Consider the following 12,709-nt stretch of genomic DNA (forward strand, 5'->3'; position numbering starts at 1 on the left):
TATAAATGTATATTTCAGATTCAAAATAATTCAAAATGATAGGAAGCAAAAAGATATTATTTGATATTGACATGTTCCACAAAATCAGTATTTTACCCACGAGCAAAATTGAAAATAATTAAAACAAGTTAAACGCACAGATGTAGACAAATAAATGAATCATTTGTCATCCATGATAATTTTTGACAGCAAAACTTTAATTTGCGTTGACTTTCTCCACACCGAGATGTAATGGAACCACACCATGAAAGCAATGCTTAGCAGGTATGCTTTTTGGAGTATCGCAATTTTCGTCTTACTTCTAACTGAACTCTTGGAAGGCGAACAAAATAATAAGGTCATTGTGCCTGGGTTATTCCGAGGAGTATCCCCAGTTTTGCCTGCTCAAGTAATTATATTGAACTCAAGCACTCTGATAAGTGGAAGTATGCACCAGGTTGCTTGCCGAATCTTAAACTTTTGAAGGTCACACTTAAGTAATATTACCTGTGGATTATACACAATTAATCACTATTCACAAAACTTTCTCAGTAATTTTTCTTGTTTTATAAACTGTATTATATTTATCCAAGGCTTGACTGTTAAATAAATCATAACGGAAAAATATAAAAAAATACACTTTTTTTGCTGATAAATTTACGGCTGTCAATTAAACTATCTTATTTGACTAAATCTCCTATTTTTATCATGTTTGCAGTTGTTGCAGTTATACTACAAAGTTATATAAAATACACTATTTTCTCTAGTCTATTTTTTCATTTCTAAATTTTAGTCTTTGAAATCGTATAATTTTAAATTTCAAAAAAATATAAAATTATGATTGAAATTCGAAATTAGAGAAAATGGATTTATACGCAAAAATTTGTCATTATGTATTTGTGCATACATGCAGCTGTTAGTATTACGAGTTAACGAGAACTATTTTTCTATACATTTCTCATATAGTATTAGGCGCAAGTGAAAGTTTTTTAAATTCATCAATCTTCTAACCCAATTACGCAGTGTTATATATTTAAATCAAGCGGGCGTAGATAACCAAGAATAATCACTCTATGGTGAATTATGAGATACGATGACGCCTTCATAATTTCGGTTCGGGTTTGGGAAAGCGTCCTCAAGGAGTTCTGTTATCAAGAAGGAAAAAGGACTTAGTGCTTCAGAGTATTGGAGAGATTGATTATAAAAGATTTGAACTGCACCTCATCCGGTGAAGCCATCCCGTAGGGTAAGGTGCTTGCACTATATCCCACCACTGAAGCGCGTGGGTTTTGTGCTCCGATACTATAAATTTGAAGAGTTTTGTAATTGTGTAGATGCTGTAATGGTAAAAATGTCCTAACCTTTATAGGCAATAATCCATCTCCATAAATTAATTTAGGGTTTTGAGCGCAATTCCGATCAAACCCAGGATAAAGACAATTCTGCAAACAAGATAATACCTCCGCGCAACTATGTGGTGGAGGTTTCTTAAAATGAGATTCTAGATTAATCAGACAAGAAAAAATGTCAGACAATATAAAGAATATTTAGTATATATCCTCATATTCTGTAGCTTCAGCCCTTCTGTGTTCTGGGCGTGGTGGCAAAAATTCCGCACGTCTCACAGGAGTTAATGTTGGATTAGGAGAATTATAAGGATGAATTACCTGTACAGCACGAGTAGAACGTGGTTTTTGGGAAAACAAAGCAGAAACTCCCGCTACCACAACTCCACCACCGACAGTAAGAGCCATTCCACCAACTGCTCCCCACAAAATACCTGAAGACCACCACTGATTTTCAACAGCAAGAGGTGAAGCGACTTGTTGTGGAGTATGCTGAATAGTTTGAGGATTTAGAACCTGTAACTGTGCTTGATATTGTTGACTAATTTGAGTTTGCAACTGCTCGTTACGATTTCTCAGTCGATCATTTTCCCGTTGCATGTTTTCCATTTGCAACTTCACGCGATCCACATCAGAGCGTAGTTGCTCGTTGACTAGGCTCCCAGGAGAAGATGAAGGATTTTGCGGTACATAAGAATATTGATTCGCAGGTGGAATTGCAGGTGGAGCAACTACAGGTTGCTGTGGTTGCTGGGAAGATATGGAAAAATTCTGTGCTGCATTCCCACCAGCTCCTTTTAATAGCAAAAGTGCCGCTAAGCCTGCTACAGCGACACCACCGATAAATGCCATACTTTCACTCATCGTCTTTGCCCCCTAACCACGAAACCAATATTTACTGATAAACAATTACACTCTCTCACATTCATAAATTTACTACCCTAGAAGACTTTTCATAAAATTTATACTTTAACAAATTGTACCTTAACGGTAATAATAAATAGTTTTTTCACCGTCTAATATGTGCCTTATATATTCAAGATCATATCCGTTAAATTGTCTACTCGAAGAGATGATAACAAACATTAGAGTTATATATTTTTAATATTCTCTTCCAATTCCATCAAAATTAATAATTGAGTCATATTACAGATTGACAGACCGGACGTCCGGATTTTACAAGAATTTACTTTAGCTCCAGATCTCCGATATACAGGCAAATCTTTACATTTATTTGAAATTTTATCTGAAAAATATTTAAAGTTAGTAAAAATATTATTACCTGCTGGGACTGGCTTGAAAAGCTAGGGGCGCAATCCTAAAGATTTTAAATTTCATTTATGAAACCACTAGACATCGTAGGTAGCGCAGCTAGAGGCTAGAAGCTAGAGACTAGAGGCTATCACTAACGTCACCTTGGGGATCCGCCGACGCCATAAACGCTCTAGCCATAACATGTCCGTAGTACAAACAGGATTACAAATGTCCTAACCTTATTGCGTAGTCCTACAGATTAACCGATGTAGATTTAATCAATTTTTGTGGGGGACAAGAATATCTACTCCACAGTAGTTAAATTTAAAATTCCCCTTGATAATTCCGACTGCAGTTAACGATTTACTTTATTGTTCTGACTACGTCAACTTGATAACTACAGACGAATAATGACAGACAATTAAATTTCAAATGAATAATAAAAATTAATAGTAATTTTGAACTTCTAAGAAAAATATAAGCGCTTAACAGAGTTAGGAATAGATGAAAACACAAAATCTATTTACAAAATATGTTTAGTTATTCATTTTTTCCTGTTCTATCTCAGCTTGTATTTTTGCTAATTCTTCCTCAGAAAGTTCATCCAAACGTTTTTGAAAAAAAGCTTGTTCGTATTCTTCCCGTTGTTGATGGTAGGTCATTTTATTGCCCACTGCACGAAACAGATAGGTGAATAACCAGCCAAGCAAACCGCCAACTAGTAATACCTGGCTCCAAATACCAGCAGACTGGCTATCTAAACCAACTTGTTGCAGCACCAAATATATCAAACCACCTGCAACAAAAACACCTAAACCAATTCCAATCGCGTCAATGCGTCGCATCCAATTTATGACCTACCAATTAGGACTACACTACAATTTTGCGTCGCCGGGGTCGCAAGTTTACGATGGGCGAGAGCAACAATAAACCAGGGAAGAAAAAGAAAACTAAAAAGTACATAAAAGCGCGCTCTAGTGAACTGGCAACATACCAGCGAAAATTGAGATATAGCAAAATAAAAACAGGCATGACTAATAAGTAAGTTCCTGCCAAAGCCAGATATAGTAGCGCTACAAGCATCTCTTTTACTTTGTACTCATTAAGGACATACAACATGTTCCGCTTGAAAAAGTCTAGCAATACTAGACCGAACTCCACGGAGTTTGTTTGGTTAATGGTAAGCCTTAGCCCTTAGTTCCTTTGCCTTAACGGTGTGGTTCCTCGAGCAATAACGAAAATACTGCAAGCTGCAGCACAAGGCCTTATATTATCATAACGCTTGCTTTTAATTTATTTCACATTAACCTTCGTACTTTGTTTTTGTGTTTGGTTTTATTTACTTTCCTAAAATTCTTTAGTTTCAAGAAGTCATTATTTTGACGATAGTATAACTTAAAAGTCAATACTGGAGAGACTTGTAAGATTTTTGAACACTGTTGATTTATTACAGTAAACTGCAAATGTTCATACTTAATCCCAAGAGGTCGAAAAAAAAAATTCAAAATTTAATGGACAAAAAATACAATTCATGCTGGAATATATGAGGAGGTTTTTTCGGGCCTAGCTTAGCAACAGGTCTAAAAAGTCTTCAGTTATGTTCAGTTTCGGGGGTGTGGCGGAATGGTAGACGCTACGGACTTAGAAAACTGAGCCTTGATAGAGAAATCTTTCAAGTGGAAGCTCTCAAACTCAGGGAAACCTAAATCTAATTAACAGACATGGCAATCCTGAGCCAAGCCAATTAAGATTTACTATCTTTAATTTGGAAGGTGCAGAGACTCGACGGGAGCTACCCTAACGTTTAGGACGAGGGTAAAGGGAGAGTCCAATTCTCAAAGTCTAAAGAGTTGATTTAGCTTGTAGACAGTAGCGAAAGCTGCGAGAGGATGAAAATCCGTTGACCGTAAAAGGTCGTGAGGGTTCAAGTCCCTCCACCCCCATTAGATAAATTAAATAATTATAAGTTCGGTAGTAAGGATAGTCTCTTACTATCGATATTTTTTATTGTGAAGTGAAATAAACATACCGTGCGACAATCTTTATCTCTCATAAAACCAAGACTTACACAAACCAACTTGGATATTCTTTTTTAAAGATTTTAGCCCAAGGGTTAATTAACGGTTGGATGGGAGCTTTTGAAACTTTATGTTGATGCTGCAATTGAATTTTTGTGACATCTTCCACTCAAACCTTCTTCCTTCCGACGGAGTCGGTCACGCTTTGCTAACAGCTACGCTGCGGGCTAGTATTAGCGACATTGCTATCTCCCTTTGGGAGACGTAATACCTATAGCTGCGCTACCTTACGGATCCGCTTACGTTGCGTAAGTCCTATTAATAAAATTGTGAAATAAAAAATTAAATAGAAAACTATTACTAGCAAAGTTTTGTACGGAAATAAAAAGTATAAAAAAAATAATAATTAAGTATTTTCTACTGAATTCCGAAGTATTTTAAAGTCGTATTTTAATATTCTGTCAGAGTTGTGTAAAAGAAATAATTAGATATGGAATATCACATTGATAGTGCAGAATACTAAGGTTAAGCTGAGAAAACTATCAATACCTAATGTTCGAGTTTTGAGTAACTATAATGAGCGAGAGTAGGTTACTAAGAATTCAGGGTCGTCATCTGATTTCAACGAGTGAGCAGTTAACGCTTAATATACAAACACTACAAGATAAACTATATTGTTTTTTATTAGAAATTGTTAAAGTCTCACATCCAAAGGATGTATTAAATGAATTCAAATATTTATTTATCGAGCCTTTAGAAATATACGAAACTGATGCATATCTTGGAATATACGAGATTTTTGTCGGCTGTGATGAAATTGAATTCCGTAATACCCTAAAGCGATGCTGCTATATACTTATCAATAATTGGGAAAGTCGTAGAAATCACAAGTATATTCAAGACTTAGTTCATCTATTTGCTGAATATAAACCTCAGGAACAGATCACAAGATTTCCCAAGCTCAATATATTTCGTTCTTGGCTTAAAAACTTTATTAACAGTGATGATTATAAAGGGTTAAATTTATTTGTATCCAAACATGAAGGACAATTTCAAAATCATTGGGTAAATCGCTATCGTTCTTATTTACTAGTTAATCAATATTTAAATAAAGATAATCCTATAGAACAAAAAGAAGCTGCAAAAAAACTATCTAAAAAGCTCAAGGATAAATATAAGTTCGAATTAGCAATGTATATTGCTCACTCCCAATCTAACTATTCCCATGTAAATAAATATCAAAATCCTAGTATTTTAGGGGAAAAGGTTTTATGTCTAATCAAATCAATCGTCATAAAAAAAGGAATATTTAGCCACGCTAACATTGCCAATATTTTTCTAAAACAAACTCAAAGTCAAAATTTTCAAGAGTTTAAAGTAAGCTTTGAAAAATACTTGATTTTTTCTCTTAAAAAAGAAACGGAAATTGAATATATTCGAGAACAACTATCAAACAAACTTTTTAACTGGAAGCAAAAATATCACGATTACCAAGTCAGTCAAGGATTAATTCTCAGAACTTGCACCAAAGTAATTGATTTTCTCACCGTCGAAAATGGGAGTAAACCATCACCAATATTTATTTCTTTGCTTGAAGAAGGACATCCCTTAACTCTGGTAGTGATACTACTAAAAATTATTTTAGTGTGCAAAAATGCTCGTAATCATTTAGAAATGAGAATTGGAAATCTGATTTGCTACTACGAAAGTTATCCAGAGCAAGAATGTCAAAAAATAATTAATTTTCTTGAGATTTTCAATATTACCTTTGCAATTTATGCAGATGACGTTGAATATAATCTGATTAATATGGAAACTAAAAGTAATTCAAAAGCAGACTTAGAAGGTTACCATGTCTTTTCCTTAATCAAGGGACATAGTAAATAATCAAGGGACGTAGTAAATAATTAAGCGAATAAATATCTATCTAACCAAGACAAACCAGCTGCTACGCTTTCTGCAATTATACTTATGATTCTATATAAAACTGTAGCCGTCACTATTTGCGCTTCAGGAATAGTGTACTGAAGAATTGCAATTGCAGTAACTTCAAATATACCCAGACCACCAGGTGCTCCTGGGGTAACTAAACCCAGTAACCAAGAAAAACTAAAAGCTCCTACGAGTAAGGGTAGTTGATTTAAATCTACCGGACCAATTGCATAAAGGGTGAGAATAAAGCCGATACTACGCAATCCTAAGAAACCTATCTCTCCAAGTAGGGGTAACAAAGGATATCTACGAATGCTCTTAAGCATACTGGACATGCTTCCACTTTGATTTTTTTTGATTTTTAAGCGTTGTAAAAAAATCACAACTGGATTTAAAATCCATGGGTGGATCCCGCAAAGTACAACAGCCAAGGCGAAAACTTGTGCAATTACGATCCAAGCTGATGTATTATAAGCAACGAATATTCCCCCAACTAAAACAGTAATTAAAGCTGCTGCTGCCATTAATAGCGGTTCCAAAATTACACTTAAAGCGGCTACAGCAGTCGAACCACAGGCTTTAGTAGCAGCATTAACCCGCAAAATATAATGCCAAACGTTACCAGGAAGATACTTGGCTAAGTTTGTATGTAGATATACAGGTATCAATCCTGAAGAATCGGTTCTTTGGTCAAACTCTTTGATTATCCAAGTCCATACTAATCCCGACCAAGTATGTGCGAGTAAAGTCACCCCAGTTGCAATCGCTAAAATTATTTGTTCTGCGTTACTAATTTGTCCGATTTCTAGAGTGATTTTATCCCAATTACTGGCTAGGGTTTTAAATAAAAAAAATAGTGTTATACCTAGAATTAGGTATTTTAAGAAGGGAATAATTTTTTTCTTCATTTTAGTAGTTTAAACAACAACTATAATTGGGAATAGCCACATCAAATCATATGGGAAGATATATTTATTCACCAAGCTTACAGACAACTTTGTTAATTTATATTTGAGTTTATGTTCTGAATACTACAAGTTTTAAATTTAACTTTAATTTTCTATTAATTAATAAGATATCAACTTTGATTTTTTGTGATTAGTACTTTCGGCGATTAAAAATAATCCAAACTTTTACTAAGGAAAAAAATTACACTACTTCAAAATACTAATTTTTTATCTGAGCCATATCTATTATTTTCTAACAGCCAGACTAATTTAAGCTGAATATATAATTTTGATTTGTGTACAAAAAAATACTAAAAAGGTATGCAGTTATTTTACCGAACTATGATTTTCAACAATTCAGGTGCTTCTAAACTTTATAGTTTCATCATTTAACTAAATTTTAATCTTAATATTAATTTATCTTTTCTTTTTAGATTTATTAATTGGCTATTGACATCTAAAATATCAAAATGTTTTGTATTGCTGTTTCGTCAGGCATCAATGCAAAACTGGCTATGTTATTGGCTCCATTTTTTAACTTCCCATTAATTCACAAACAAAGTAATCCGATGAGAGGGGAGGAGAGTGACTCGAGACAAGCTTAGCATAAGTAATTTTAATGTTTGCAGTGACTTAGGTACAGAATAAGCAATATATTTCTTAAGACAGAAACTAGCTTTCCATAATCTGCCAGAAGATAGTCAAAAAAATATAGCTTTTTGTAGAATATGATGTTATTTTCCTATTTGTGAGATTTAGCATTTATCTCTTTACTATTTAGCAGAGGTAATTTCGATCGTGTCCCATATAGCCAATATTGGCAAAACTATTAACGAAAAATATTTTGCTAATTACTAGTAGCAGATTGTAGGTATTGCTAATTCAGTTTATTTATACAATTTGAGTGTAAGTCAGCTTATAAAGTTTATTAATAATTTCTTTAGGAATGTGGAGGTTTCATCTGATTGCTTAGAATTTAATTGTTAAAGCTAGATATTTTTATATGGTTATTCCTGTGTAAAATTTGTATCTCGAGCAATATTTATATATCAGATAAAATTATTATATTTCCGCTAATTTCATGTAAATAGCATAAACAAAAACAGATATATAATTTATATTTATAATAGTTTATCCCTCAATTTTGCCAATAGATTATATATCTGTTTATGTATATTGGTTTTAGCATTACTCCTAAACAATATACAGATTAATTTTCTCAAAGAAGTGTTTATCCAAAAAAAAAATTATATTGTTTCATTTGCTTTTATACTAATCGTAAATTTTATCAAAATCAGTTCATGGATTAAGGATATTTCGTTTTGTTTTTAGTCAAAGCGAATCTATGTAGATTGTCAAACATGTAGAGAATATAGGAGTGTTCAAGAGTATGAATAGTTTATTTACTTGGCTAAGAAAAATTCAGTTCAAGCAAATTCTAATTACTTTAATTGCGGGAATATTTTTGTTTTTTACACAAGCTTGTAGTACCATATCCGCGTACAATACGACTTCTCCATCTGTAGGCGAAGATTTAGGTACCAACGCCAAAGAAATTTTTGATGAAGCTATTAAAAATGCAAATAATTTTGCAAATACCTTCAAAGAAGGTACTGAAGATTTGTCACATCTGATTCAAGATAGTACTAGCAATTTAACTACTGAGATACAGGAAGAAGTACAAGCACCTGTAGAAGAAGCTGCAAGTAATCTAGAAACTAAAGTCAGTGAAGATATCGAAACTACTAGTACTACATTAGAAAAAACTGCCGAAACTATAGAAGATAAGACCAGCCAAGATATTAAAGCTACAGCAGAAAAATTAGAAACAGCTAGCAAAGTAGTTGAAGATAAAGTTGAAGAAACTCAACAACCTTTGGAAACAGCTAGCAAAGTAGTTGAAGATAAAGTTGAAGAAACTCAACAACCTTTGGAAACAGCTAGCAAAGTAGTTGAAGATAAAGTTGAAGAAACTCAACAACCTTTGGAAACAGCTAGCAAAGTAGTTGAAGATAAAGTTGAAGCAACTCAACAACCTTTGGAAACAGCTAGCAAAGTAGTTGAAGATAAAGTTGAAGAAACTCAACAACCTTTAGAAACAGCTAGCAAAGTAGTTGAAGATAAAGTTGAAGAAACTCAACAACCTTTAGAAACAGCTAGCAAAGTAGTTGAAGATGAAGTTGAAGCAACTCAACAATCTTTGGAAACAGCTAGCAAAGTAGTTGGAGATGAAGTCGAAGCAACTCAAAAATCTTTGGAAACAGCTAGCAAAGTAGTTGGAGATGAAGTTGAAGCAACTCAACAACCTTTAGAAACAGCTAGCAATCTGCCTCAAAACATTGTTAACTAAGTAATTGACTGTTTGCTCAATTTACCTGGTGGTGGTAAAAGAACATTTGCTTTAGTCTTAATTTTTGGTAACTTCAAGACAATTTTCTGGATAAATCATAAAAATTTATGGGATGCATGAGAATTAATTGTCTCATGCATTTTTTTTATCACTGTCAAATTTGGACAAAATCAATGCATATATAACTTGTGCAAATCTGTATAAATATACTCAAAAATTAATTAAATTAGATAATTGGATATATTTGCTTTTATTGTATAAATTTATTTGATTTTTTTAAGCTTTGCTAGGGCTCAATCCAAAGGTTTTAATCGCCCGTAGCAACAAAAAGAGTTATGCAATGAAGATTGGTCATTGCAACCGGAATGCAGTACAGGGTTAGCGTAAGCGCGTAAGCGTACAGGACCGCAGGTAGCGCGTGTACGCTATCGCTTTTCCTTACGGAAAAGTTACACTAACGTAATTACGTAATTACGTTTATTTTGCGTCAGTCCTGAGATATATGAGTTGGGATTGATTATCCTGCTTGGCAGAACATGAAATTATTGCTGCATCTCAGAAGCTTGCTTTTGGTACCAGTTCTGGAGAGCCAGACGTTGAACCTCTCGCCATGGAACATTTTGATTGCGGGCTATTTCGGCACAATCCTCAAATTCAGGTTGAACATTGATTATTAATTTTTCTTCTCCATTTCCTTTCCATGCAACCTTTACCCTAACTTCACCGTATTCAGTTTCAACATATTGAATTTGTCTTTGCAAGATAGCCCGTTCTTGGAGCAAACGCCGCACTCCCAAAGTACTTGTCTCGCGAAATAATACTGCTTCACAGTCAGCTATTTTTGCGGGAGGACAAACTACACTTAGCAATATTCCGGGACGAGATTTTTTCATCCCAAGGGCTTGGGTAAAGACATCTAGAGCTCCTACGTTAAATAAGGCTTCAAAAATATAGCCAATGGCTTGGGGACTCAAGTCATCTATTTGAGTTTGCAAAACATAAATTTTTTCCAGACTAGGACTGATATTTGTCTGTGCAAAATTATGGGTATTAGTTGGTTTTGTAGTGCGATCCCCAACCCACAAACGTAAAATATTGGGAACTGCCAAATCCATAGAACCTGCACCCCATCCAACTTTTTCGATACTCATGGATGGGGGTGCACCAAAATCGCTTGCTAAAGTCGTCACGATCGCAGCACCTGTAGGAGTGACTAATTCTTTATTTATGTTGTTGCTATAAACCGGACAACCACGCATTTCCCACAACTTTAATACGGCTGGAACCGGTACCGTCATCTCACCGTGGGCTGCATGAACGGTCCCGCCGCCAGTAGGTTGTTCCGAACAGAATAATAATGGAAATTCCCGCTCATTATTATCAATTCCCAGCCAGTCTAACCCCAAACAAGTCCCAACAATATCAACGATCGCATCTACTGCTCCTACCTCATGAAAATGAACCTTTTGGGGATCTATTCCGTGCACCGATCCCTCTGCAATTGCCAAGTTCCGAAATATGGCTAAGCTCCATTTTTCTACTCTTTGAGGTAGTTGAGCCCCTACGATAATTTTTTCAATCTCAGGTAGATGACGCCCGTGATGGTGTTGATGTTCCCGAGCGCGATCGCAAACTAAATCGACATCTACTTTTGTCGCTTCTTGAGTTCCCCTGCGAACAAGTTCAGCCCTCAGGCGATATTCACCTCCAATTCCTAACAGATTCAACTTGTTTATTAAGTACTCCAAAGGAATTCCCAAACTGACCAAAGCACCCAAAAACATATCACCGGAAATACCTGTTGGACATTGAAGATAAATAATTTTACTCATGGTTAAAATTCCTGAAAACACTTGCCTTTCTAGCTTTAGGCTGAAACTCTATGGAGAATTTTTATGCCCTCAGGGTAAATTATGCCTGTTTGGAACGCTTAAATATACGAATGAATTAGGTGTTGCTCCCCTGAGGGAGGTACGATAGCGAAAATATTTCCTGTAAGGAAATGCTGACAACTGATTCTTATATCCTGATTCCAAGAATGAGAATCTTCAGACTAATGACTAACTCTTAAAACTTGCTGCTGCGTTTGTTGAGAGTTTTGTTGACTTTTCCTCCGGTCCCATTCTTCCAGCGATTTATGGCAAAAATTCTGACAGTCCATCCTGATAATCCGCAAATACGCCGAATAGAAGAAATAAAAGCAGCGCTGCAGCGTGGTGCATTGATGCTTTATCCCACAGACACAGTCTATGCAATTGGTTGTGATTTGACTGTAAAGTCGGCAGTAGAGCGAGTGCGGCAAATAAAAAGCCTAGCAAATGATAAACCCCTAACATTTCTATGCCCCTCTCTTTCTAATGTTGCATCTTACGCCTTCGTGAGTGATGCTGCCTATCGAATCATGAAAAGGTTGATTCCCGGTCCTTATACCTTTCTATTACCCGCGACGAAATTGGTTCCAAAGCTGGTGCAAAACCCCAAACGTAAAACAACTGGAATTAGGGTACCCAAGCACAACGTGTGCTTGGCTTTATTGGAAGCTCTAAGTAATCCAATTATCTCCACTTCCGCCCACTTCCCAGCAACAGAAACAGAAGACATAAATCTACCAATGACACGAATGGAATTATTTGACCATTTGGAAAATTTTGTTGATGTCATTGTAGACACCGGCAAAGAACCAACAATCGACGTATCCACAATTATCGACTTAACAGGAGACCCACCGAATATTATTCGACAAGGCTTGGGTTGGCAGGAAGCTGAAGTCTGGCTGTAGAAAATTACTGCTACAGCAAGAACAATGTTTTTTAAAACACTAGCCGGGGTGCTCCAGTTTTAGGATTGTCATACTCAAAACCCGGAGGTTAAGTCTGCCACAAA

Annotated in this window: 8 protein-coding genes; 3 read left to right on the forward strand and 5 right to left on the reverse strand. The window is 35.3% G+C overall.

Features of this window, described 5'->3' with window-relative positions; all coding sequences use genetic code 11:
* Window positions 1–1,526 precede the first annotated feature (1,526 nt).
* The 3 genes from BC008_RS12015 to ndhL form a co-directional block, all read right to left on the reverse strand.
* Complete coding sequence (locus BC008_RS12015) at window positions 1,527–2,189, reverse strand: hypothetical protein (protein WP_027843951.1); 663 nt, start codon at window positions 2,187–2,189, stop codon at window positions 1,527–1,529.
* A 926-nt stretch (window positions 2,190–3,115) separates the two neighbouring features.
* Window positions 3,116–3,424 carry a DUF3007 family protein gene (locus tag BC008_RS12020; protein WP_027843950.1) on the reverse strand — a complete coding sequence of 103 codons (309 nt, stop codon included), beginning with the start codon at window positions 3,422–3,424 and terminating at the stop codon, window positions 3,116–3,118.
* A gap of 25 nt (window positions 3,425–3,449) precedes the next feature.
* Window positions 3,450–3,698 (reverse strand): NAD(P)H-quinone oxidoreductase subunit L, encoded by a 249-nt coding sequence (gene ndhL, locus BC008_RS46355; protein ID WP_072207702.1) that lies wholly within the window; start codon window positions 3,696–3,698, stop codon window positions 3,450–3,452.
* 1,475 nt (window positions 3,699–5,173) lie between these two features.
* Between ndhL and BC008_RS12025 the strand changes: the two genes are divergently transcribed.
* Window positions 5,174–6,484: a hypothetical protein gene (locus BC008_RS12025; RefSeq protein ID WP_027843949.1), complete on the forward strand. Its 1,311-nt coding sequence runs from the start codon at window positions 5,174–5,176 to the stop codon at window positions 6,482–6,484.
* Window positions 6,485–6,504: 20 nt separating this feature from the next.
* On the opposite strand, the gene BC008_RS12030 is transcribed toward BC008_RS12025, so the two are convergent.
* Complete coding sequence (locus tag BC008_RS12030; RefSeq protein ID WP_027843948.1) at window positions 6,505–7,437, reverse strand: lysylphosphatidylglycerol synthase domain-containing protein; 933 nt, start codon at window positions 7,435–7,437, stop codon at window positions 6,505–6,507.
* Between the two features lie 1,429 nt (window positions 7,438–8,866).
* Here BC008_RS12030 and BC008_RS12035 point away from each other — a divergent pair.
* Window positions 8,867–9,826: a hypothetical protein gene (locus BC008_RS12035; RefSeq protein WP_058183569.1), complete on the forward strand. Its 960-nt coding sequence runs from the start codon at window positions 8,867–8,869 to the stop codon at window positions 9,824–9,826.
* Between the two features lie 542 nt (window positions 9,827–10,368).
* Here the strand turns inward: BC008_RS12035 and larC are convergent.
* Complete coding sequence (gene larC / locus BC008_RS12040) at window positions 10,369–11,658, reverse strand: nickel pincer cofactor biosynthesis protein LarC (RefSeq protein WP_027842004.1); 1,290 nt, start codon at window positions 11,656–11,658, stop codon at window positions 10,369–10,371.
* Between the two features lie 305 nt (window positions 11,659–11,963).
* On the opposite strand from larC, the gene BC008_RS12045 reads away from it, so the two are divergent.
* Window positions 11,964–12,605 carry an L-threonylcarbamoyladenylate synthase gene (locus BC008_RS12045; protein WP_027842003.1) on the forward strand — a complete coding sequence of 214 codons (642 nt, stop codon included), beginning with the start codon at window positions 11,964–11,966 and terminating at the stop codon, window positions 12,603–12,605.
* The last annotated feature ends 104 nt before the right edge of the window (window positions 12,606–12,709 follow it).

The sequence above is a fragment of the Mastigocoleus testarum BC008 genome (genome assembly GCF_001456025.1).
In the GTDB taxonomy this organism is placed as follows: Bacteria; Cyanobacteriota; Cyanobacteriia; order Cyanobacteriales; family Nostocaceae; genus Mastigocoleus; species Mastigocoleus testarum.